Origin of the sequence: Methylomonas koyamae, from assembly GCF_001644025.1 — a bacterium.
GTDB classification, from domain to species: domain Bacteria; phylum Pseudomonadota; class Gammaproteobacteria; order Methylococcales; family Methylomonadaceae; genus Methylomonas; species Methylomonas koyamae_A.
Map to the genome: position 1 here is coordinate 115,101 of NZ_LUUK01000078.1, position 21,654 is coordinate 136,754.

The 21,654-nt window shown below is 58.0% G+C and carries 23 protein-coding genes and 1 riboswitch; of the genes, 11 read left to right on the top strand and 12 right to left on the bottom strand.

Annotation, left to right across the window (positions count from 1 at the left end; genetic code table 11):
• Positions 1 to 45: 45 nt before the first annotated feature.
• Entirely contained in the window at positions 46 to 282 is a 237-nt protein-coding gene (locus tag A1355_RS07245; protein WP_231883592.1) for a hypothetical protein, read from the top strand.
• Between the two features lies 1 nt (position 283).
• Positions 284 to 868, top strand: a complete 585-nt coding sequence (gene yjgA, locus A1355_RS07250; protein WP_064026462.1) for a ribosome biogenesis factor YjgA — start codon at positions 284 to 286, stop codon at positions 866 to 868.
• Positions 869 to 885: 17 nt separating this feature from the next.
• On the opposite strand, the gene mtgA is transcribed toward yjgA, so the two are convergent.
• Positions 886 to 1,665, bottom strand: coding sequence for a monofunctional biosynthetic peptidoglycan transglycosylase (gene mtgA / locus A1355_RS07255; RefSeq protein WP_082885414.1), 780 nt, complete (start codon positions 1,663 to 1,665; stop codon positions 886 to 888).
• A 377-nt stretch (positions 1,666 to 2,042) separates the two neighbouring features.
• Between mtgA and A1355_RS07260 the strand changes: the two genes are divergently transcribed.
• The 3 genes from A1355_RS07260 (at position 2,043) to A1355_RS07270 (ending at position 7,111) form a co-directional block, all read left to right on the top strand.
• The gene (locus A1355_RS07260; RefSeq protein WP_064026464.1) at positions 2,043 to 3,293 is read left to right on the top strand and encodes a dicarboxylate/amino acid:cation symporter; all 1,251 of its coding nucleotides are present in this window, start codon (positions 2,043 to 2,045) and stop codon (positions 3,291 to 3,293) included.
• A gap of 130 nt (positions 3,294 to 3,423) precedes the next feature.
• The gene (polA, locus tag A1355_RS07265) at positions 3,424 to 6,180 is read left to right on the top strand and encodes a DNA polymerase I (RefSeq protein WP_064026466.1); all 2,757 of its coding nucleotides are present in this window, start codon (positions 3,424 to 3,426) and stop codon (positions 6,178 to 6,180) included.
• Between the two features lie 19 nt (positions 6,181 to 6,199).
• Positions 6,200 to 7,111 carry an MBL fold metallo-hydrolase gene (locus tag A1355_RS07270; RefSeq protein ID WP_064026532.1) on the top strand — a complete coding sequence of 304 codons (912 nt, stop codon included), beginning with the start codon at positions 6,200 to 6,202 and terminating at the stop codon, positions 7,109 to 7,111.
• Here A1355_RS07270 and cobD read toward each other — a convergent pair.
• The 4 genes from cobD to A1355_RS07290 all read right to left on the bottom strand — a co-directional run bounded on the left by cobD (position 7,105) and on the right by A1355_RS07290 (position 11,635).
• Positions 7,105 to 8,106: a threonine-phosphate decarboxylase CobD gene (gene cobD / locus A1355_RS07275; RefSeq protein WP_064026468.1), complete on the bottom strand. Its 1,002-nt coding sequence runs from the start codon at positions 8,104 to 8,106 to the stop codon at positions 7,105 to 7,107. The genes A1355_RS07270 and cobD overlap by 7 nt on opposite strands.
• A complete protein-coding gene (gene cbiB, locus A1355_RS07280) occupies positions 8,099 to 9,016 on the bottom strand; it encodes an adenosylcobinamide-phosphate synthase CbiB (RefSeq protein WP_064026470.1) in 918 nt (305 codons plus the stop codon). The genes cobD and cbiB overlap by 8 nt, the downstream gene beginning before the upstream one ends.
• Before the next feature lie 161 nt (positions 9,017 to 9,177).
• On the bottom strand, positions 9,178 to 9,750 hold the full coding sequence (locus A1355_RS07285) for a hypothetical protein (RefSeq protein WP_064026472.1): 573 nt from the start codon (positions 9,748 to 9,750) through the stop codon (positions 9,178 to 9,180).
• Between the two features lie 19 nt (positions 9,751 to 9,769).
• Positions 9,770 to 11,635 (bottom strand): TonB-dependent receptor domain-containing protein, encoded by a 1,866-nt coding sequence (locus tag A1355_RS07290; protein ID WP_064026474.1) that lies wholly within the window; start codon positions 11,633 to 11,635, stop codon positions 9,770 to 9,772.
• A gap of 109 nt (positions 11,636 to 11,744) precedes the next feature.
• Positions 11,745 to 11,967, bottom strand: a riboswitch (cobalamin riboswitch).
• Between the two features lie 131 nt (positions 11,968 to 12,098).
• Here A1355_RS07290 and fliW point away from each other — a divergent pair.
• Positions 12,099 to 12,557 carry a flagellar assembly protein FliW gene (fliW, locus tag A1355_RS07295; protein ID WP_064026476.1) on the top strand — a complete coding sequence of 153 codons (459 nt, stop codon included), beginning with the start codon at positions 12,099 to 12,101 and terminating at the stop codon, positions 12,555 to 12,557.
• A 44-nt stretch (positions 12,558 to 12,601) separates the two neighbouring features.
• On the opposite strand, the gene panD is transcribed toward fliW, so the two are convergent.
• The 5 genes from panD to pcnB all read right to left on the bottom strand — a co-directional run bounded on the left by panD (position 12,602) and on the right by pcnB (position 16,472).
• Positions 12,602 to 12,982, bottom strand: a complete 381-nt coding sequence (gene panD / locus A1355_RS07300) for an aspartate 1-decarboxylase (RefSeq protein ID WP_064026534.1) — start codon at positions 12,980 to 12,982, stop codon at positions 12,602 to 12,604.
• A gap of 97 nt (positions 12,983 to 13,079) precedes the next feature.
• Positions 13,080 to 13,928, bottom strand: a complete 849-nt coding sequence (gene panC, locus A1355_RS07305; RefSeq protein WP_064026478.1) for a pantoate--beta-alanine ligase — start codon at positions 13,926 to 13,928, stop codon at positions 13,080 to 13,082.
• A 2-nt stretch (positions 13,929 to 13,930) separates the two neighbouring features.
• On the bottom strand, positions 13,931 to 14,740 hold the full coding sequence (gene panB, locus A1355_RS07310; RefSeq protein WP_064026480.1) for a 3-methyl-2-oxobutanoate hydroxymethyltransferase: 810 nt from the start codon (positions 14,738 to 14,740) through the stop codon (positions 13,931 to 13,933).
• Positions 14,737 to 15,240: a 2-amino-4-hydroxy-6-hydroxymethyldihydropteridine diphosphokinase gene (gene folK / locus A1355_RS07315; RefSeq protein WP_064026482.1), complete on the bottom strand. Its 504-nt coding sequence runs from the start codon at positions 15,238 to 15,240 to the stop codon at positions 14,737 to 14,739. Before folK ends, panB begins: the two co-directional genes overlap by 4 nt.
• Positions 15,237 to 16,472 (bottom strand): polynucleotide adenylyltransferase PcnB, encoded by a 1,236-nt coding sequence (gene pcnB, locus A1355_RS07320; protein WP_396642964.1) that lies wholly within the window; start codon positions 16,470 to 16,472, stop codon positions 15,237 to 15,239. Before pcnB ends, folK begins: the two co-directional genes overlap by 4 nt.
• A gap of 33 nt (positions 16,473 to 16,505) precedes the next feature.
• On the opposite strand from pcnB, the gene A1355_RS25095 reads away from it, so the two are divergent.
• The 4 genes from A1355_RS25095 to A1355_RS07335 all read left to right on the top strand — a co-directional run bounded on the left by A1355_RS25095 (position 16,506) and on the right by A1355_RS07335 (position 17,950).
• Positions 16,506 to 16,760 carry a hypothetical protein gene (locus A1355_RS25095; protein ID WP_157197782.1) on the top strand — a complete coding sequence of 85 codons (255 nt, stop codon included), beginning with the start codon at positions 16,506 to 16,508 and terminating at the stop codon, positions 16,758 to 16,760.
• 103 nt (positions 16,761 to 16,863) lie between these two features.
• Positions 16,864 to 17,043 carry a hypothetical protein gene (locus tag A1355_RS07325; protein ID WP_064026486.1) on the top strand — a complete coding sequence of 60 codons (180 nt, stop codon included), beginning with the start codon at positions 16,864 to 16,866 and terminating at the stop codon, positions 17,041 to 17,043.
• The gene (locus A1355_RS07330; protein ID WP_269454748.1) at positions 17,044 to 17,505 is read left to right on the top strand and encodes an RDD family protein; all 462 of its coding nucleotides are present in this window, start codon (positions 17,044 to 17,046) and stop codon (positions 17,503 to 17,505) included.
• A 58-nt stretch (positions 17,506 to 17,563) separates the two neighbouring features.
• The gene (locus A1355_RS07335; protein ID WP_064026488.1) at positions 17,564 to 17,950 is read left to right on the top strand and encodes a hypothetical protein; all 387 of its coding nucleotides are present in this window, start codon (positions 17,564 to 17,566) and stop codon (positions 17,948 to 17,950) included.
• A 50-nt stretch (positions 17,951 to 18,000) separates the two neighbouring features.
• Here A1355_RS07335 and lptG read toward each other — a convergent pair whose 3' ends face one another.
• Both lptG and lptF read right to left on the bottom strand, forming a co-directional pair.
• Positions 18,001 to 19,068: an LPS export ABC transporter permease LptG gene (gene lptG, locus A1355_RS07340; RefSeq protein WP_064026537.1), complete on the bottom strand. Its 1,068-nt coding sequence runs from the start codon at positions 19,066 to 19,068 to the stop codon at positions 18,001 to 18,003.
• On the bottom strand, positions 19,068 to 20,201 hold the full coding sequence (gene lptF / locus A1355_RS07345; protein WP_064026539.1) for an LPS export ABC transporter permease LptF: 1,134 nt from the start codon (positions 20,199 to 20,201) through the stop codon (positions 19,068 to 19,070). The genes lptG and lptF overlap by 1 nt, the downstream gene beginning before the upstream one ends.
• Positions 20,202 to 20,293: 92 nt before the next feature.
• Here lptF and A1355_RS07350 point away from each other — a divergent pair.
• The coding region (locus tag A1355_RS07350) for a leucyl aminopeptidase (protein ID WP_064026491.1) at positions 20,294 to 21,654 on the top strand (1,361 nt) is incomplete at its 3' end.

Consider the following 21,654-nt stretch of genomic DNA (forward strand, 5'->3'; position numbering starts at 1 on the left):
GCCGGACAAAACCTGACCGTGGCTTTCCATCAGGTTTGTTAAGATATGCCGAACACGGCACTCCGGCCGCCGTCTGTCGGCCGCAACTGGGACGACACCATGCTTTCCACTTGGGAAAATCTGCTAATTGGCGCCTTGGCGCTTTTGATTTTATTCTGGATGCAACCCGGCATCAAAGCCGCGTTGGCCCGCAGCCGGCAAGCACCATCCGACTGGGGCGGCTTGATCGTGCCGCTCGTCATGGTCGTGATGTTTGTGCTGTTCCTCATCGCAATGGTTTGAAATGAACGAAGAATTTTATCTGGAAGACGAAGACGACGAAGTCGAGTATTACGCGGTACGCCCAAACAAGACGCGCATCAAAAAGGAAATCGCCGAAGTGTTTGCGATGGCCGAGGAAATCTGTGGCTTGTCGGCAGCCCAAATCGCCGAATTCGAGCTGCCGGAACCGATAGAGCAAGCCTTGCGTGATGCCGGCAAAATGGGGCAAAACGCCGCCAAGAAGCGTCTGCTGAAATACATCACCGCGCGAATGCGCGAGCTCGATACCGACGCGATCCGCGAAAAGCTGGACCGCCTCAAAAACCGCAGCGCCCATGCGGTGCGCGAGCACCACCAGGCCGAACGCTGGCGCGACGCATTATTGGCCGACTCCGGTAACGGTCAAATTACCGAATTGGTCGGCGAATATCCGGACGCCGACACCCAGCATCTGCGTCAGTTGCAACGCAATGCTCAGAAAGAAGCGAAGGATGGCAAACCGCCGAAGGCCGCAAGGCAGCTGTATCAATACTTGAAACAGCTGATCGCCGATGCCGGCGCGGCCTACCAAAGCGAATCCGACGACGACACCGAAAGCATCGAATGAGCCCGAACGGGTCCGCCTCAGCGACCCGCCACGCGCATTTGCGCCAATATCCAGCTCTGCCGCCTAGCGACATAAGCGCTGGGTCTATCGGCTTTCAGCAGTAGAGGATTCGGCAGCGTCGCGGCCAACAATGCGGCTTGCGCCGGCGTCATCTGTTGGGCGGGAACGCCGAAATAACGGCGGCTGGCCGCTTCGACGCCGAATAAATGATCGCCGAATTCGGCGATGTTCAAATAGATCTCGAGTATCCGCTGTTTGCTCCAGAACGCCTCGATCAGCACGGTAAACCAAATCTCCAGTGCCTTTCTGGTCCAATTTCGGGCCGGACTCAGAAACAAATTTTTCGCGACTTGCTGACTGATCGTGCTGGCGCCCCGCAGCTTGCCACCGCGCGCATGGTGCGACCATGCCTTGCCGATCGCCTCGACATCGAAGCCGTTGTGCTGAAAAAACAATTGATCTTCCGAAGCCACCACCGCCGCATAGGCATGCGGGGATATACGCCCGCCGTCGACCCACTGCTGGGAGATCGGCCGATAGTCCTTGCCTGCCTGCCAATCTTCCCAATGCCGGTTCAACATGAAAGCCGAGGTTGGCGGCGGTAAGTAGCGCAATACCGCGACGCTCAGCACCGACCCCACGACGAAAGCGGCAATCGCATAGCCGAATCCCCGTTTCAGAGAACGCCACCAAGATGAAGCCGCGGCCGGCCGAAAGCGGCGGGCCGGGGTGCGGTAACGTTCGGGATGTCGGAAATGTCTCAAGCTAAGTTCGGCGGCGGTAAATTTCCCGGACATTATCCATGATTCGCGCCAGAGCGACCGAAGTGCGGGAAATGCCGCTACGATTTGTATTTTTTACGGAATTTAACATAGTTTTTAACGAATTCCGTGTCGATCGGCCTAGGCATGGCGCATCGCGCTTGGCCTGGTTGTTTTGGCATACCACTTGCTAAATTAAAGGCGGCATCAAGGATGTTAAGTTCTCTCCCCCGTGAACATGGAAAACAACGACGCCAAGGAATACCTGGATAAAAGCTTGGACATCGGCTTTTATCCAGGCAGGGACGACCCATCGTGCCATCCGCACCCATTCCCAAACATAACAATCCAATCTCGGTCCTCGCGCCGATTCGCAGTATCATCCGAACTTTGCGATTTCGTCCTAGACCGCCATGAAAAATCACCATCGCTTGTTACTTGGCCTCGTACTGGGTGCCGCGGCCGGATTGATCGGCCACGAATACGCAGGCTGGTTGCCTCTGCAACTGAGCGTTCGCTATGTGCTGGAACCGTTGGGGCAGATCTTTTTGCGGCTGATTTTCATGGTCGTGGTGCCGATGGTCGTCAGCGGCCTGATACTGGGGGTATTCCAACTCAGCAGCCACCACGGCCTGGCGCGGGTAGCGCGGCGCACGCTACTGTTCACGTTGTTGGCCAGTTCCGCATCGGTTGCGATCGGCATCACTCTGGTGAATATCGCCGAACCCGGTGTCGGCGTCGAAATTCCCCAAAGCGGCGAAACCACGGCGGTCGGCGGCATCCGCCGAAACGCCGAACAAGCCAAACCCATCGAACAAACCTTGTTGGATATTATTCCGAAAAATCCATTCGCGACCGCCTCGCAAGCGTTGGAAGGCGAAATGCTGGCGCTGATGTTTTTCTCGCTGGTGTTCGGCGCGGCCTTGGCCACGATCACGGCCGGCAAGGCGTCGCGTTGGGTCGAATTGCTAGAAGAAAGCTATACCGCCAGCTTGGTCGTCGTCGATTGGGCGATGCGTCTGGCGCCGTTGGCGGTGTTCGCGCTGGTGTTTCAATCGACGTTCAAGTTCGGCCACCACATTTTGGTGTCGTTGGGATTTTACGTGGCCGTTGTCGTCGGCGGCTTGCTGCTGCAACAAGCCCTGGTGTATTCGGCATTGTTGAAAACCTTTACCCAGCGGTCGCCGCTGGCGTTTTTTCGGGATTGTCGGGAAGTCTATCTATACGCTTTCGCGACCGCGTCGTCCAATGCCACGCTGCCGCGTTCGCTGGAGCTGGCCGAGCGCGATTTGGCGATCAAACCGGAAATCGCCCGCTTCGTACTGACGATAGGCTCGACCGCCAATCAAAACGGCACCGCGCTGTTCGAGGGCATTACCGTGTTGTTTCTGGCCCAAGTCTACGGGGTCGATCTGTCGATGGCCGAACAGGTTAGAGTCGTGATGATGGCGGTATTGGCCGGCATCGGCACCGCCGGCGTACCCGGCGGCTCGCTGCCGCTGATTATGATTTTGACGCAACAGGTCGGCATTCCGGCCGAAGGCATGGGGCTGATCCTGGGTGTGGACCGCTTCTTGGATATGTGCCGGACTACCCTAAACGTTAGCGGCGATTTGGTGATCGCCGCCTTGGTGGACCAGCCCGAACCGGCCGAGGCCGAGTAAACCACCGGCCGGGATATGCCGCGCGACACGCGAGTTTCGCGCCAATCGCCACCGGTCTGTGATATTCAACACTTGCAGGGCCTGATTCGGCCCTGTATCGTTGCCCGAATCTTTGCGCCGATAAGCTCACATGTCCGATTCCGCCACACAAAAACTGATCCTGGTCGACGGTTCGTCGTTCCTGTTCCGCGCCTTTCATGCCGTTCCGCCGCTGACCAATGCGCAAGGCGAACCTACCAACGCGATTTACGGCGTCTCCAACATGCTGCGCAAGCTGATCAACGATTACAACACGCCGTATTTCGCGGTGGTGTTCGACGCGCCGGGCAAGACTTTTCGCCACGACATGTACGAGCAATACAAGGCCCATCGCCCGCCGATGCCGGACGATTTGCGGGTGCAAATCCAACCCTTGCACGAACTGATTCGGGCGCTGGGGCTGCCGCTGATTATCGAGCACGGCGTCGAGGCCGACGACGTGTTGGGCTGCTTGGCGCAAAGCGCGGCCCGCCAGGGCTTCCAGGTCGTCATTTCCACCGGCGACAAGGACATGGCGCAATTGGTCAACGATCAAATCAGCCTGGAAAATTCGATGACCAATACCCGGATGGACATCGCCGGCGTGATCGACAAATTCGGCGTCAAGCCCGAGCAAATCATCGATTATCTGGCCTTGATGGGCGACGCGGTCGATAACATTCCCGGCGTGCCCAAGGTCGGCCCGAAGACCGCCGCCAAGTGGTTGCAGGAATACGGTACGCTGGACAATCTGATCGCCCACGCCTCCGACATCAAAGGCAAAATCGGCGACAACCTCCGCGACGCGCTGGGCCAGTTGCCGCTGTCGCGCGAGCTGACCACGATCAAATGCGACGTGGCACTGCATTACACGCTGGACGACCTGAAACGCAAGGAACCGAACATCCCGGCCTTGAAAAAACAGTTGGGCCACCTCGGCTTCAGCAGTTGGCTAAAGACCTTGAACGGCGACGCCGCGCCTTCGACTACCGCGGTTTCCGACGTTGCCGAGAGCCTGGACGGAAACGCTGGAGCAAGCTCCGAATCCGCCGCCGCGTTGAGCAGAGAGTATCAAACCATCCTCGATCAAGCCGATTTCGAGTCCTGGCTGGCGGCGCTCGCGCAAGCCGATCTGTTTGCGTTCGACACCGAAACCAGCAGCCTGAATTACAGCGACGCGCAAATCGTCGGCGTCTCGTTCGCGGTGGAAGCCGGCCGGGCCGCCTATTTGCCGTTGGCGCACGATTATCCGGACGCGCCGGCCCAACTCGAACGGTCGAGCGTATTGGCGGCCTTGCGGCCACTGTTGGAAGATCCCGCGAAAGCCAAGCTCGGTCAAAACCTAAAATACGACGCCCACGTGCTGGCCAACCACGGCATCGCGTTGCGCGGCATCCGCCACGATACGATGCTGGAATCCTACGTACTCAATAGTACCGCCACCAAGCACAATATGGACGACCTAGCCAAGCACTACCTCGGCGTCGAAACCATCCATTTCGAAGACGTGTGCGGCAAGGGCGCCAAGCAGATCGGCTTTGCCGAGGTCGCCATCGACCAAGCCACCGAGTATGCCGCCGAAGACGCCGACATCACCTTGCGTTTGCACCAAACCTTGTCGACGCAATTGCAACGGCAACCCGGTCTTTGGACGCTGTATAACGAAATCGAAGTGCCGCTGATCGACGTGTTGACCCGCATCGAAGCCAACGGCGTATTGATCGATAGCGATATGCTGGCGCAACAAAGCCAGGAACTCGCCGATCGGATGATAGGCCTGGAAATCCAGGCCCACGATCTGGCCGGTTCGACCTTCAACCTGGGCTCGCCCAAGCAAATTCAGGAAATTCTGTACGACCGCCAAAAATTGCCGGTATTGAAGAAGACGCCGAAAGGCCAACCGTCCACCGACGAATCGGTGCTGCAGGAACTGGCAATCGATTATCCGTTGCCGCGAGTGATTTTGGAGCATCGCGGCATGAGCAAGCTGAAATCGACGTATACCGACAAACTACCGCAACAGATCAATCCTAAGACAGGCCGGGTGCATACCTCCTACCATCAGGCGGTCGCGGCGACCGGCCGGCTGTCGTCCACCGATCCCAATCTGCAGAACATTCCGATCCGTAGCGAAGAGGGCCGCAAAATTCGCCAGGCCTTCATCGCTCCACCCGGCTATAAAATCGTCGCCGCCGACTATTCGCAGATCGAACTGCGGATCATGGCGCATTTGTCCGGCGACGCCGGCTTGCTGAAAGCCTTTGCCGACGGCGAAGACGTTCACCGCGCCACGGCCGCCGAAGTGTTCGAAGTCGCGCCGGACCAAGTTACCCACGATTTGCGCCGCTCGGCCAAGGCCATCAATTTCGGCTTGATCTACGGCATGTCGGCCTTCGGTCTGGCGCAACAGCTGGGTCTGCCGCGCAATCAGGCCCAGTCCTACATCGATCTGTATTTCAGCCGCTATCCCGGTGTCAAACGCTACATGGACGACATCCGCGAACAGGCCAAGCGCCTCGGCTACGTCGAAACGATCTTCGGCCGCCGCCTGTATTTGCCGGACATCAACGCCCGCAACGCCGCTCAGCGCCAATACGCCGAGCGCACCGCGATCAATGCGCCGATGCAGGGCAGTGCCGCCGACATTATCAAACGGGCGATGATCGCCTGCCATCACTGGATAGAAACCAGCGGCGCCGACCTGAACATGATCATGCAGGTACACGACGAATTGGTGTTCGAAGTGGCCGAATCCCAGCTCGACGCCAGCATCGCCCAAATCGTCGCCATCATGTCCAACGCCGCCGAGTTGGCCGTGCCCCTGCTCGTCGAAGCCGGAACCGGCGCGAATTGGGACGAGGCGCACTGAGCGGCATGGGGGATTGGCGTTGAAAGTCAAATTCTGGGGTGTCAGAGGCTCCATAGCAACCCCCGGCCCGAATACGGTCAAATACGGCGGCAATACCACGTGCATCGAAATCGCCAGCTCGTCCGGGGACTTGATCATTCTCGACGCCGGCACCGGCATCCACGCGCTGGCTCAGAGCCTGGAGAGCCGTCAGCCGCTGACCGCGCACATCCTGATTACCCATACCCATTGGGACCACATCCAGGGCCTACCCTTCTTTCTGCCGATGTTCAAGGCCGGCAATCGCATCAACATCTACGGCGGACTCGATCCCTTCACTCAGCAAGGCATAGAGCGGGCGATGAACGTGCAATTGCAACACAGTTATTTCCCGATCAGCGAAGCCCAGTTGCAAGCCGACATCCGCTACTTCACGCTAAAAGCCGGCGAAACGATGGCGGTTGGCGGGGTGAAAGTCACGCCGACGGTCTTGAACCACCCGGTCTACAACTTCGGTTATCGGATCGAGGATGCCGACGGCAGCTCGCTGTTCTTTACCGGCGACTACGAACCGCCGACCAATCCCTACCGCGGCGACCATCCCGGCTTTCAAGCGATGCAGGATTTGACCGAACAAAAGCTGGCCGAAGTCATCGCCGCGATGAGCGGCGTGGATGCGCTGATTATCGATTCGTCGTACACCGAAACCGAATACGCCCATCGGCGCGGCTGGGGCCACGGCACCTATGCCTCGGCGATAGCGCATGCCAAGCAGGCCGCCGCCAAGCGCCTGTTTCTGACCCACCACGAGCCGACGCGCGGCGACGCCGATCTGGAATCGATTTATCACGCCATCCTGCAAAACATCGGCACCGAGCCGCCGATTTATCTGGCCAAGGAGGGCGAGGAATACCAGTTGGCGCCGGCCGCCTCGCGGCACGAGGCTCAGTAACGGCGCAATGCTTGAATTTCCGGCCGGGCCAGGGCCTGACTCAGTCGCTGCCAGGCCGCCTCGTCGCCCGGTAAGCCGAAGCGTAGGCCGTCCGGTTCGGTGAACAAACGGGTCAAAATGCCATGCTCGGCCAGCGCGGCGTGCAAGGCCGGCGCCGCCGGGCAACGCAGCCATTGAAACAAATCGCATCCGCCGTCGGGCGGCCAGCCATGGTCGCTCAGCAACGCTGCCAGCCGAGCCGCTTGACTTTGCAATTGCCGTATGGCCGCCTGCCGCCAAATCGTATCGGCCAAGGCCAGGGTCGCGACATAGCGGCCGGGATGGCTGATAGGCCACGGCCCCAGCGTCTCCGCCAGCCGGGCCAGCAAATCCGCTTCGGCGATCGCGAAACCGCAACGTAAGCCGGCCAACCCGAAAAACTTGCCCAGCGAGCGCAGCACGATCAAGCCCGGCCGCACCGGCAAGCTGGCTAAACTCGAATCGGGCCGGCTGTCCATGAACGCCTCGTCCACGATTAGCCAGCCGCCGCGCTCGGCGAGACGAATTTGCCAAGCCAGCAATTGGGCCGGCTGCCATAACTTACCGGTCGGATTATTCGGATTGACCACAATCAGCACGTCCAAGTCGTCCAGTGCCGGTTCGATGTCCGCTTCGCTCAACACGACTAATGGGTGGCCGGCGCGTTGCCAATTGGCGGCGTGTTCGGCGTAAGCCGGATGCAGTACGCCGACTCGCCCCGGCGGGCGCAACGACGGCAAGGCTTGAATCGCGGCCTGGGAACCGGCCACCGCCAGAATGTGGGGGTTCCCGTAGTAACGACGCGCGGCATCCGGCAACTCGTCGTCATCCTCGGGCAGGCGTTGCCAGCATTCGGCCGGAATGGCCGGCACCGGCCAGCCGTTTGGGTTCAGGCCGGTGGACAAATCCAGCCAATCGGCCAGCGGTATGCCGTAATACCGAGCGGCCCGGCGCAATCGGCCGCCGTGCTCAAGCAAGGTAGTCTCCCAGCGCGATCGCCGCCAGCCACAACCACAAAGTTCGTTGCACCAAACCGCAAGCGCGGGCAATGTCGGCCAACTCCGGCGATCTGTCGCCGCCGAACCAGGCTTTTTGCTTGAGCTGGCCGTGATAGACGGCGGGACCGCCCAACCGCAGATTCAACGCGCCGGCGCCGGCGCTCATCACCGGACCGGCGTTCGGACTATCCAGTAACGGCGCGAATTGCAGCCACGCGCGTAGTGCCCGTCCCGTGTCGGCCAACGCCGCATAGCTCAACGCAGTCAGCCGCGCCGGCAGCCAGTTCAACGCATCGTCGAAACGCGCCGCGGCCCAGCCGAAATACCGATAGCGAGTATTCCGGTAGCCCCACATCGCATCCAGGGTGTTGACCAGCCGATAAAGGACCGCCCCGGACGGGCCGGCCAGTACAAACCAGAACAGCGGCGCGAATACCGCGTCGGCGCCGTTCTCCAACACCGACTCGATTACGGCTCGCCGCACGTCTTCCTCGGACATTGTTTCGGTTTGACGGCTGACGATGTAGCCGACCCGTTGCCTGGCCAATGCCAGGTCGCCGGCTTCCAAAGCAGAGGCAACTGCCGTGGCGTGTTGCTCCAGGCTACGGGCGGCGATGCAAAAATACAGGATCGCGACCGCCAATCCGGCTTGCAATGCCGGTATCGCCGGAAGCGCCAACAAGCACGACAACGCCGGGGCCACCGCGCCTAGCAAAGCCAGAATGCCTGCCCAGCGTTGCTTGGCCGGGGAGGCGGCCAGATCGAGCCAGCTTCGTTCCAGAATGCCGACCCAGCGGCCGAATGCCGCCAACGGATGCAACGCATTGCGCGGCTCGCCCAGGCAGCGGTCCAGTCCTACGGCTAAAAGGACGATCAGGGTCAAGGTCATGCGGTTAAGGGATGAAGGTATGCGGCGAGGCCGACCTTTCGGGATGGCAGGTGCAAAACTGAATCATGTAATCTTGACCGAGCGGCGGAGCGGTGAATCCGGATTTACCGCTCCAAACCGCTTAGCGACGACCGAATCGCGAGCAGCACTCGCGAAGGCTGTCAAATCGCCGCGCGTGCCGCTTTCTGGGCTAACAGTACCTTGACGGCCGAGACCGCCGCAAAAATCGCAATGCCGTAAATCAGGGTGGCCGACAAATAGGATGGATAGTATTTCGCGAAACCTTCGGCATATTGAGCCAGCGAGGTTTCGGCGTGACGGCCCGACAACCAGTAGAAACTGCCGTTGGAAATCAAAAAGGCGGCCGATGTCGAAACGACCAGCGCCGCGAAGCGCTGTGCGACATTGGCGGCGGTAAGGCCGCTGTATCGCCGGCACCACTTCCCGCCCAGCCACATCGCTCCATAGGCAAGAATCAAAAATCCGTAGGCGGGCGATACGCAAAAATCGCTAACGCCCAGCTTGGTGATGGCCAGGTAATCGATTAACCCGGCTTCCAGCAACAGCAGCGCGAACAGATAGCGACCGCCGAGCCATAAGCCGGCCAGAAAGAAAATCGCCAACGAGGCATCGGGTAGCGCGAACGGCGTGCCGAAATGGTGAAAGCGGGTGGCGGCCATCAGCGCCATCAACGCGACGGCACCGGGTTTGACGGCAAAACTAGGCATGGTCATCGAGAGGTCTCCAAGGAAATCAATTGTTGTAATGTACGGAAAAGTAAAAGTTCCGGCCGGCGGTATTATAAGTATCGACGGTTTGGTATTGCTTATCCAGCAGATTGTTCAATTTAGCGCTCAGCGTCCAATGCTTGTCGATGTGGAAGGCGGTGCGTAAATCCACGGTCACGAAGCCATCGACTTTCCGGGTGTTGGCCCGGTCGTCGTAGCGATGGCCTTGCGCCAGCACATGGCCGCCAACGTCGACGGCACCAAACGAGCGCGACAAATCGTAAGACAGACTTTGCTCGGCGCGCCGGGCCAGATCCAGATTGGTTTGGCGATTGCGCGGGCTGAGCAAGCTCATGCTCAACTTATTTTGCCAACCCAGCCATTGACCGCCCAGTTCCGCCTCTAGGCCGTCGATTTGGGCTTTATCGACGTTTTGCGGCTGATAGCGATAGGTGGTCGAATTCAGGATTTCGCCGGCCCAATCGATTAGATTGTCGATATTGGTGTGATAGGCGCGCAATTGCCAATTCAGCCAGTCATGCTGTCCAGCGAGGCCGGCTTCGAAGGTCGTCGATTCCTCGGGCTTCAGCCGCGGATTGCCCTCGGTGATGTAGGTAAAGCCGGCAAAGTCGGACTGGTTGTGCGGCCAGTACAAGTCATTGAAGGTCGGCGCCTTGAACGCGTTGCCGAAACTGGCGAACGCGCTCAAACCGTAATCCCAATTAAAGCGCCAGCCGAAATTGCCGGTCACCCGGTCGCCGAAGGCTTGGTTCTCGTCCCAGCGTAAGGCCGCGTTGATGAAATGGCGATCGAATAGCCGGCTGTGCAAATCAGCGAATACCCCGACGTCGTAGCGCGAGGATTCGCTGTAGTTCACCGAACTGCGCACTTCGTCGAGGCGATAATCGCTGCCCAAGGTCAGACGATGGGCTTCGGTCAGGCGAAATTCGTTCTGCCAACTGGCATTCCAGCGGGTGGTGTTGTATTGGCTGTTGAACTGGCCGTTAGCGTTGAAATTGTCGGCCCTGTCCTCGGTCTGGCCGAAACGGAGTATCGAGCGCCAATGTTCCAGTACGTCGAAGCTGGCCGTCGTACCGACCACTTGATTGACGAAATCGGTTCGATTCGGTGTGCCATCGTATTCGGATTTGCCTTCGGCGCGCATGAAAAAGGCTTCGACCTCCGCGTTGTTCGCAAAACGATGGCCGACACGGGCGTTCAGGCCGGTGTTGTAATAGGCATCCCTATCGGTTTCCGTGCCGATACTGCGGGTATTGAAACCTTGGCTGCCCAGGTGAGAAGCGCCCAAGCTATACCAATTGTCGCCCCATTTGCCACTGATAGAACCCGCGCCGTTGACGGTATCGAACGACCCGGCACCGGCATCCAGGCTGATGCTGGGGGTTTCGGTCCGAGCACCCTTGCGGGTGAAAATCTGAATGACACCGCCGATCGCTTCCGAACCGTAGAGCGCCGATTGCGGTCCTCGGGTAATTTCGACCCGCTCGATTTGATCGATCGGCAACCATTGAAACGCCGTGGTGCCCAAAGTGACCGAACCGGCCTTGATGCCGTCGATCAACACCAAAATATGGTCGGAATTAGTGCCGCGCATATAGACGTTCGCTTGCTGACCGTAGCCGCCGTTCTGAGTAATGTCCAGGCCGGGCGCGGTTTTGAGTAGATCGGGCAGGGTTTTGACTTGCGATTGCTCGATGTCGGCGCGTGTAAATACCGTGGTCGCGCTGGCGAGTTCGTCGGTAAGCGTGGCGGTGCGAGTCGCCGTTACGACGGTATCCGGCAAATTAACGCTCGATTCGGCCGGTGTCGCCCCGGAAAATACGGTGCCGGCTCCCGCCAACGCCAGCAAGGGATAGTAAGGTTTGTGCATGGTTGTCCTCTGCGCCCACCGCGCATTCGGGGTATAAAAACGACAGAGGAGAACGGGGCACGAAAAAGGCGTAGACAAGCTGCGACCATTCCGTAAACAGCCCTCCGCTGTCTCGAATGATCTTTCGGGCCAGTCTCCGGGCTCATAAGCGGCCTTAGCGGCCTGAAGTTGCGGCCTTCCCATGCGCAATCGCACAGTGGCTTGTTCGCAATTCTTGACTTATCTACCGTTGCGGGGGCAGCGTCGGCATGAACGGTGGATGACACCGGCTCACCGACTTCCTGTTTAAGCCGGACCATACGGTCCAGGACACCTGAAAGAGGGAAGGCGATTTTAGGCCGGAATAGTCGTTTGCGCAAGGCAAGTCTCCCGGTAAGGATTGCAAATCACCGGTTACATGCTATAACTTGGGGCATTTATCAACGAAGCCGCTCAGAAGGCTTCAATAGAAACTGGCGGGATCATGGAAATTCAATCGAAATTGCTAGGCAACCAAGACATCAATCCGGACACCATTATCACCTTTCCGCGCGGTATTCCTGGCTTCGAGGATCAAACCCGTTTCAAGCTGTTTCATCAGGAAGGCAGCGAAATCGTTTATTGGCTGCAAGCGGTGGATAACGCGGAATTGACATTCTCGGTCGCGCATCCGGCCCATTTCAACATCAATTACAACTTCACGCTGACCGACGACGAAGAAGCGCTGTTGAAGATCGAGGAAGGCGACGATTTATTGATTTTGATTTTACTGCACAAGGATAACGAACAGGAAAACGGCAAGCCGACCATCAAGGGGTCTATCAAAGCGCCGCTACTGATCAACAGTAACAAGCGCATCGGCTATCAGAAAGTTTTGGTGACGATAGAACAAAGCATCACGCTAACCGAGAAAGTCAGCGAAATCGACGTATCGGAAGCGTAAAACCCTTCGGCAACCGCCGACGCAATGCGGCGGTTGCTTTTACGTTATGCGGCTTGTACAGGAATGGCGTGGCTGGAATGGCTGATGTGGTTATTGCCGTCGAAATACACCAGCGTCGGCTGATAGTTTTTCAACTCTTTTTCGTCGAGACTGACGTAAGCCGCGACGATGATCAGATCGCCGGGACACGCCAAACGAGCCGCCGCGCCGTTGATCGAAAAAATACCGGAGCCGTCCTGAGCGCGAATCGCGTACGTCGTGAAGCGTTCGCCATTATTGACGTTGTAAATATGGATCTGCTCGTATTCCCTAATCCCTGAAAAATCCAAAATCTTGCCGTCAATCGCACAGGATCCTTCGTAATCCAGTTCTGAATGCGTTACCCGCGCACGGTGTAACTTGGCTTTAAGCATGATGGTTTGCATGGTAAACAAGTTCGAAGACAGGGATGGCGATTATGCCTGAAATTGAACGGGCTATCAAATATCGGCATTGGCTTTATCGCCGGAAAGCCTTGTCTCGTCAACCATTTGAACGACAAACCAGGTTGTCGATCAAGCGGGTATTGCCGAGTTTGGCCGCGGCAAGAATCACCAGATCCATGTCGCCGGAAGTGGCGGGCGCCAGATCGGCGGCGCGACAAATCGTAAAGTAATCCACCACGAACCCGGCTTGTGTCAGGCGTAGCGACTGGGCGGCTTCTATCCCGGCAAAATCGCGCTCGCCGCGCTGTATCGCATCTCCAGCGGCCCGCAAACATCGGTACAACTCAGGCGCGCTAGCGCGCTGCGGTGCCGTCAAATAGCCGTTACGCGAACTCAGCGCCAAGCCGTCGTCGTCCCGCTCCGTAGCGACACCTTGGATTGCCACCGGTAGATTCAGATCGGCCACCATGCGCCGAATCAGCGTCAATTGTTGAAAATCCTTTTCGCCAAGCAGCAGCAGATCGGGCTGAACCATGTTCAACAATTTGCAGACAACCAACGCCACACCGTCGAAATGGCCGGGCCGACTCGCGCCGCAATGGATGGTCGACAAACCGGCAACCGAGATAGTCGTCAGGGAAGCCCGCGGATAGATTTCCGCGACGCCGGGCAGAAACAGCAGATCGGCGCCGACTTCGCTCAACTTGGCCGAGTCGTCGGCTTCGGTGCGCGGGTAACTGGCAAAATCTTCGGTCGGACCGAACTGGGTCGGATTCACGAAAATACTGACCACAACCTTGTCGGCATGACGGCGGGCAGCCTCGACCAGCCGGAGATGTCCGGCGTGCAGATTGCCCATCGTCGGGACGAAGGCGATTTTCAAATCGGCCCGGCGCCAGGGTTTCAGCAGCATTCGCAATGCTTCGATGCGATCGACGGTTTGCATGATCAGTAGGCGTGCTCGGAACCGGGAAATTCACCGGATTTGACGGCGGCGTGGTAGCGGCCGACCGCATCCGCGATACCGGCCGCGCCGGCCATGAAGTTTTTCGAAAAACGCGGCCGTTTGCCTGCGCCGATGTCGAGCATATCGTACAACACCAACACCTGGCCGTCGCAAGCCGCGCCCGCGCCGATGCCGATTACCGGTATCGCCAACCGCCGACTGATGCGCTCGGCCAACTCGGCCGGCACGCACTCCAACACCAGGGCGCCGGCGCCGGCTTGTTCCAGCGCCTCGGCGTCGGCCAGGATCCGCTCGGCCTGATCGGCGTCCCGACCTTGCACCCGATACCCACCCAGTCGGTTGACCGATTGCGGCAGCAGGCCCAGATGTCCGCAAACCGGGATGCCTTGCTCGACCAAAAAGGCAACGATGGCAGGCTTGGCACCTTCCAGCTTGACCATTTGCGCGCCGCTCTCGCGCATTAGCCGCGCGGCATTGTTCAGCGCTTGCTCGGGCAGTGCGTAACTGGCAAATGGCAGATCGACGATCAAAAATGCTCGGCGACGCGTTTTCGCGACACAGCGGCCGTGGTAGACCATGTCGTCGATAGTCACCGGCAACGTACTCGCTTCGCCTTGGACGACCATGCCCAACGAATCGCCAACCAGCAGCACGTCGATGCCGGCGTTATCGAGCACCGCCGCGAAGCTCGCGTCGTACGCGGTCAGGCAGCTAATCTTTTCGCCGGCGCGTTTCATTGCCGCCAGATCGCTGACCGTCAACATTTTGGTGGTCTCGCCGTACAGGGTCATGAATCGATTTGGGTCAACCCGTCCGGCGGACAGCGGCTCATCAGTTCGGCCAGCGAGCCGAGACCGGGCACCGTCAAATCCGGTACTGAAAGCTCCGCCAGCGGATACAGGACAAAGGCACGCTTGGCCAATTCGGGATGCGGTACGATCAGATCCGGTTGTTCGATGATCTGGGCATCGTAGAGCAACAGATCCAGATCCAGGGTTCGAGCGCCCCAGCGCTGCCCACGCACCCGGCCGTGGCGGTTTTCGATGGCTTGCAATTGGCGCAGTAAATCGATGGCCGGCAGCGCGGTGGCGATCCGCATCGCCGCGTTGACATACTCAGGCTGATCTTGCGGTCCAACCGGCAAACTGCGATACAAGGCCGAAAAACCCAGTTCGACAACCTCGGCTAGCTCGGCAATCTCGCCTCTGGCCTGCGTGACGTGAGCTACCGAGTCTTCCAGATTACTGCCCAGGCCGATATAGGCTTCCCTATAACCAACGGGTAGGCTCATTGCGAATTGGGTTGTTTGGAACGGGAGCGGTAGCGGCCTGTTTTTCTTGCCCTGGGTTTACCGCCGCCCTTGGGCGGTGCGGTCATCCGATGACGTTCGTCCTCGTCGGCCTCCTGAAAGCCCGTCCACCAGGCCACTAGTTCCGGATCGGCGCCACCGGTTTCGGCGCGCAACTGCAGAAAATCGTAGGCCGCGCGGAATTTGGGTTGTTCGAGCAAACGAAACGGCCGAGAACCTACGGTGCGAGTGAATTTCTGTTGCAAAAACCAGACGTCGCGGATCGACTGCGTGATGTGGCGCGGCATTGCGGTAATCTTGACTTGCCGCCCCAAAACCTCGTTGGCGGCGTTTTGATAAGCCAGCGTTTCGTTTTCGCCGTGGTCGATGCGTTGTTGGGCCGATACGGTCAGTGGTTCCCACAATAATGCGGCCAACAGAAAATACGGCGTCAGCGTCTTGCCGTCATTGAAACGCGCATCGGAATTTTCCAGCGCTCGGATCACGAATAAGCGGGGAAAATCCTGCTCCTGACTGGCCAGACAGCGATCGGTGTCGGGAAACAAAATCGCAAACAAGCCGTAATGGCGCAGCATTTCGAAGGTTTGCACACCGTAGCCGGCCAAAAACAGCTTCAACACTTCGTCGTACAAGCGGGCGGAAGGGATACTTTTTAGTAAATCCGTCAGTTCGTATATCGGCTGCTCGGTATCCGGATGCAAGCTGAAACTCAGCTTGACCGCGAAGCGCACCGCGCGCAGCATCCTCACCGGATCTTCCCGGTAGCGCTGCTGAGGATCGCCAATTAGCTTCAAGACGCCGGCCGAGTGGTCACTCATGCCGCCGGTAAAGTCGACGACCGAAAAATCTCGGATATTATAGTAGAGCGCGTTGACGGTAAAATCCCGCCGCCAGACGTCTTCCTCCAACGTACCGAACACATTATCGCGCAGTAAGCGGCCATCTTCGTGAACGACTTGCTGATCGGGCGCCTCGGCCTCCGAGCCTCGGAACGTTGCCACTTCGATAATTTCCCGACCGAAAAACACGTGAGCCAACCGAAAGCGCCTGCCTATGATTCGGCAATTGCGAAAGATCTGCTTAACCTGCTCGGGGCTGGCGTTAGTCGCGACATCGAAGTCTTTCGGCTCCCGGCCTAAAAGCAAATCCCTGACGCATCCGCCAACCAAATAAGCTTCGAAATCGGCTTTTTTAAGCCGCAACAATACCTTCAACGCATTTTCGCTGATTTGCGCTCTGGAGATGCAATGTTCGGCTCGCGCGTATATTCTCGGGGCATTACTGGAATGCGGCGCGACTGGAGCCGCTTCGACAGCGGTGCCGGGCGGCGAGAAAATTCTTCTGAAAAAACTAAAAATGGCTCTATCCCTAAAGTTTTAAGTGGCGGCGGGTCGAAGGCTATCAAGCAGGATCGGAGCCAGCCGGGCACCTTTATCATAACACCGAGCCAGATTCATGCTCAATCGAGCGCTTTCTTTTACAATCCCTACCTTTATAGGTAGAATTCAGAGACTCGCCGAGTGGCGGCGATACTAAATAATATCGATGACTGTCCTCGTTGTCCGGGCTCCGGCGGCGGGCAATTTACTTCGGAGCGTGGAGCGTATGTTTAAGAAGATATTAAATGGTTTTATCGACCAACCCTTGTTCACCAGTTTGTTCGTGGCCGATTTCGCATTGCTGGTGTTTCACCGGCCGCCTTTCTTGTTTTCGCTGGTCATGCTGGGCTGTCTGGTCGGCATGAGCATGTACATGGGCCAGAAGCTGGCTTTGTTCGAAAAATAATTGCGTCACGATCTTTTTGAAACCGCTAAGCCCGGTGCCGCCAAAGCCGCGACACCGGGCTTTTTGCGTCGCATGGCCGCCGTGTTTTACGACGGATTCCTGTTGTTGGCCATCTGGTTTGTCGCAACCGCGCTGATTCTGCCGTTCAATGCCGGAGAAGCCTTTAACAGCGGCCAATATTTTTATCCGCTGTATTTGTTGGCCGTGGCGTTCGGTTTTTACGGTTGGTTTTGGACGCATGGCGGCCAGACGCTCGGCTTGAAGGCCTGGAAAATTCGAGTCGCGGACAAGGCCGGCGGCAAACTGGGATGGCGGCGGGCCGGCGTGCGCTTTATTGGCGGCCTGCTGTCATGGGCAATTTTTGGCTTGGGCTTTGCGTGGTGTTTGATCGACAAGGAAGGCTTGGCCTGGCACGACCGGCTATCCGGCACCCGCCTGTTTTTTCTGGACGGCCCGGGATAATGCCGAAACGGATGTGCTATATTCGCGCCTCACACCAATCCTAGTCCGGGAGTCCAGAATGAAAACTATAACAATAGCCCTGTCACTGTTTGGCGCATTGATCTCGACCGCCGCTGATGCCGACGTGCAACTGCAAGATAACTCTAAACTCATCGGAAAATGGCAAGTTACCGCCGAAGCGCTCGCGCTGGACAGAGAAAGGAAACCCTTGCAGGTCACCTGGGAATTCCAAAAAGACGGCACCTTGATTACTACCGGCGAAGATGCGCGTAGCGGCATCGGCGAAATGACCATTCCGATTAAATACAGTATCGAAAACGGTGTGATCAAAAAACAAATCACGCCCGGCCGCGAAAAATACGAAGACTGTTCGGTCGTTGAACTGGACGGCAAGGATATGACGCTGAAATGTAAATTTCTCTATTTGTTCATGACCCACAAGTAAGCTAATGCCGCCCGGGGCGGAATCCTCCGCCCTTTCGCTTCCGCCCACCGCTAGCTGACTCGCCACACCGCCAACGAAGCCACGCAAAACACCACGGCGCTCGGCAACATCGCCATTAACATCGGATTCATGTCGTAAACCAAGCCGACATGACCGGCGATCCGGTCGAAGATGTTGAAAGTCATCCCGATCACGATACCTACCATCACCCTGGCACCGGTGCTGGTACCTCGGCCTATGCCGATCACGAACGGCGCCGACACCATCAGCATCACGAAGGTCACGAACGGGTTAATCAAACGACTCCAGAACGCCAGTTCGTAACTCTGCGACTTCTGACTGTTCTGTTTCAGAAAGTCGATGTACATAAATAAATCGTACAACGATAAATTATCCGAGTTGACGACCGCAACTTTCAGCAAATCCGAATCGATGCCCGAAGTCCAGGCCTGTTCAGGCTGGGCGCCGGCCAAAATTCGCGGTTGGCCGATTTCAGAATAGCGGACGTTTTCCAACTTCCATTGTTTATTGCCTAGAAATTGGGCACGCTCGGCCTGGGTGATTCGACTCACGTGGTGCTGGTCGTCGATGTCGTAAATCCGGATATCGGCCAAGGTACCGTCATCTTGCAATCTACGGACATTGATAAAGCTGTCGCCCTCGCGCAGCCACATACCGTATAAAGAGCGCATCACGACGCCGTCATGCAAGGCCGTGGTTTTCAAGACCTGCGCGGCCTTCTCGCAAGTCGGCGCGACGAATTCGCCCACCGCGACCGCGACGCTGACCAACACTAAGCCGGCCAACATGATGGAGCGGATGATCCAGGCAATCGACAAGCCGGCGGCGCGCATCGCGACGATTTCACGATTGTTCGCCATGGAGCCGACCACGAACAAGCTGCCGAGCAATGCCGATGACGGCACCAATTCGTAAAACACCCGAGGCGAGGTCAAGGTCAAAAACCACAAAATTTGTTTCAGCCCGTAATTGCCCTGGCCTAAATCTTTCAGCTCGTCGCTAAAGCTAAATAAATTAAACAAAGTCAGCAACAGCAACACCGCAATCAACGAACCCTTGACGATTTCCTTGACGATATACCAAGTCAGAACATTGATCATGCCAGTTTCCCCCTTACGGTTTCCCACAGCCAGCGCCAGCCATAGAGTCGAGCCAGCATTAGCAAACCGACCGTCAACAACAGGGCGTCCACCCAAAAATAGCCAAGCCAGCCCGGCACTTTGCCGCCGACCACCCAGCTATGATTGACCCGTTGCAAGTTGCCGTACACGAAATAAATGCCGAAAGCGACCATCATGCTCCCGTAAATACCGCCGCGCGGCGAAAGCCGGGCCAGCGGCACGCCCAAGAACGCCAACAGGATGACGCCGGATGGCGTATTCAAGCGATCCTGCAATTCGGCGACATCGCGCGTCTCCCGAGACGACCACAAATCTTCGGTCGCTACCGCCTCCCTGCCCAACACCAGTTCGGTGGTTTTCTTTTCGACCAAGACCGCGTATTCGCCGAATTTTTCGATCGTGAAGTCCCGGTTACCGGGCTGGCCCATCACCCGCTCGCCGTTTTCCAGTATCAGGTATAGCCCGCCGGGTAAAAATGCCAAACGTCCGGTCTCGGCGTTGACGACGCCGGTGCGCTCGCCCTGCTTGTTTTGCACGAAGACCTTGTGCATCCGACCGTCCTTGTCGACGTTCTCGGTGTAAAAGATCAACTCGCCGTCGCTGTATTCGCTGAAGCGGCCGGCTGAAATACCGCGAATATCGGCATCCTGCCTATCCTGGTGCATCAGTTTTTCGCTCATCGCCTCGGCCCAGGGCGCCGCGAGCATCGACAGCGCCACGCCGGCCAGACTCAGCGGCACGACCAACAGAAATACCGCGCGGTAAATGGTGAACACGCTGCCGCCGGCGGAGGCGATCGCCGCCATCTCCTGTTCCCGGTACATCCGGCCCAACACCATCAGGACCGCCATGAACAGCGATGCGGGCAGGAAGGCATTGGCGGCCAACACGATTTTCAGACCCAACAAGGTCAATACCGTCTCGTTGGCGATGTTGCCCTCGATGGCCTGAGCCAACACCCGGATGAACTTGCGGCTGACGATAATTACCACCAGTACCGTCAACACGCCGCCGACCGTCAAAAACAACTCCTTGACGATCATTTTGTCCAGCACCGTCAATAGCCGAAACGGCCGGCCGGCACTGGGTAAAGCTCGCAAATTGCTCAACAACGCACTCCTGATTTTCTAAGGTATAATCCGGCGAACCCGGCCGCGCCTCGGCGATCCCCTTCAATCCAAGACACCCACGACCTATCGCAATGGACTATTTTATAGAAAGCGCTCCCCTAGACAAACTGCAAAGCGACTGCCTGCTGGTCGGCCTCTACGAAAACCAACAACTCGGCCCGGCCGCGACGGCGCTAGACCAACAATTCGGCGGGCTGCTCTCCAAACTAATCGGCCGGGGCGACATCAAGGGGAAAAACGCCGAAACACTGTTAATCAACCATTTGCCGGAAGGCGGTATTCAACGTCTCGTGTTGGTCGGCTTCGGCGAGCGCGGCAAAATCGGCCGCAAGCAGTTCCGTAAGGCGCTGATCGCCGCGGTCGGCGCGATCAAGGCTAGCAAGGTCAAGGCCGCGACCGCCGCGTTGCTGGACATCGACGTCGAAGCCGGCGACGTGCAATGGAAAGCCCGGCAAATCGTGGAACTGTTCGGCGACGGCGTTTACCAATACAGCGCGACAAAAAAGGTCGACGACAAGATTCCGTTGCAACAACTGGCCATCGTTGCCAGTGAAGCACAACACGCCCAGGCCGAAGCCGGATTGCAACAAGGCGCGGCGATCGCGGCCGGCGTCGAATTGGCCAAATCGCTCGGCGACTTGCCGGGCAACGTCTGCACGCCGACTTATCTGGCCGAGCAGGCCTTGGCGTTGGCCGGCCAACACGACAAGCTGACCTGCCAAATTCTCGAAGAGCACGACATGGAAGCGCTGGGCATGGGCTCGTTCCTGGCCGTATCGCGCGGTAGCCGCCAGCCGGCCAAGCTGATTTGCCTGGACTATCAGGGCGGCGACAGTAGCCACAAGCCCATCGTGCTGGTCGGCAAGGGCCTGACTTTCGACGCCGGCGGCATTTCGCTGAAGCCCGGCCAAGGCATGGACGAAATGAAGTACGACATGTGCGGCGGGGCTAGTGTGTTAGGGATTCTGCGGGCGGTCACCCAATTGAATTTGCCGCTCAACATTGTTGGCCTGATCCCGTCCTCGGAAAACCTGCCGGACGGCGCCGCCAACAAACCGGGCGACATTTTGACCAGCATGTCCGGCAAAACCATCGAAGTGCTGAATACCGATGCCGAAGGCCGCCTGATTCTGTGCGACACGCTGACCTATGCCAAAAAATACAATCCCGACGTGGTGATCGACATGGCCACGCTGACCGGTGCTTGCATCGTCGCGTTGGGCCGAGTGCCGAGCGGCCTGTTCGGCAACGACGACAAGTTGTGCAACGATCTGCTGGGCGCTAGCGAAACCGCCTGCGACATGCTCTGGCGCATGCCGATCTGGGAAGAATACCAGGAACAGCTTAAATCCAATTTTGCCGATCTGGCCAACATCGGCGGTCCAGACGGCGGCAGCATCACCGCGGCAGTGTTTCTGTCCAAATTCGCCGA

Coding starts and splice junctions, on each gene's coding strand:
- yjgA (WP_064026462.1), top strand. CDS start 284: ATGAACGAAGAATTTTATCTGGAAGACGAAGACGACGAAGTCGAGTAT.
- A1355_RS07285 (WP_064026472.1), bottom strand. CDS start 9,750: ATGACCATGCCTAGTTTTGCCGTCAAACCCGGTGCCGTCGCGTTGATG.
- polA (WP_064026466.1), top strand. CDS start 3,424: ATGTCCGATTCCGCCACACAAAAACTGATCCTGGTCGACGGTTCGTCG.
- panD (WP_064026534.1), bottom strand. CDS start 12,982: ATGCAAACCATCATGCTTAAAGCCAAGTTACACCGTGCGCGGGTAACG.
- A1355_RS07260 (WP_064026464.1), top strand. CDS start 2,043: ATGAAAAATCACCATCGCTTGTTACTTGGCCTCGTACTGGGTGCCGCG.
- A1355_RS07245 (WP_231883592.1), top strand. CDS start 46: ATGCCGAACACGGCACTCCGGCCGCCGTCTGTCGGCCGCAACTGGGAC.
- A1355_RS07335 (WP_064026488.1), top strand. CDS start 17,564: ATGAAAACTATAACAATAGCCCTGTCACTGTTTGGCGCATTGATCTCG.
- A1355_RS07290 (WP_064026474.1), bottom strand. CDS start 11,635: ATGCACAAACCTTACTATCCCTTGCTGGCGTTGGCGGGAGCCGGCACC.
- folK (WP_064026482.1), bottom strand. CDS start 15,240: ATGAGCCTACCCGTTGGTTATAGGGAAGCCTATATCGGCCTGGGCAGT.
- cbiB (WP_064026470.1), bottom strand. CDS start 9,016: ATGACCTTGACCCTGATCGTCCTTTTAGCCGTAGGACTGGACCGCTGC.
- A1355_RS07325 (WP_064026486.1), top strand. CDS start 16,864: ATGTTTAAGAAGATATTAAATGGTTTTATCGACCAACCCTTGTTCACC.
- fliW (WP_064026476.1), top strand. CDS start 12,099: ATGGAAATTCAATCGAAATTGCTAGGCAACCAAGACATCAATCCGGAC.
- panC (WP_064026478.1), bottom strand. CDS start 13,928: ATGCAAACCGTCGATCGCATCGAAGCATTGCGAATGCTGCTGAAACCC.
- panB (WP_064026480.1), bottom strand. CDS start 14,740: ATGACCCTGTACGGCGAGACCACCAAAATGTTGACGGTCAGCGATCTG.
- A1355_RS25095 (WP_157197782.1), top strand. CDS start 16,506: ATGTTCGGCTCGCGCGTATATTCTCGGGGCATTACTGGAATGCGGCGC.
- mtgA (WP_082885414.1), bottom strand. CDS start 1,665: ATGTCCGGGAAATTTACCGCCGCCGAACTTAGCTTGAGACATTTCCGA.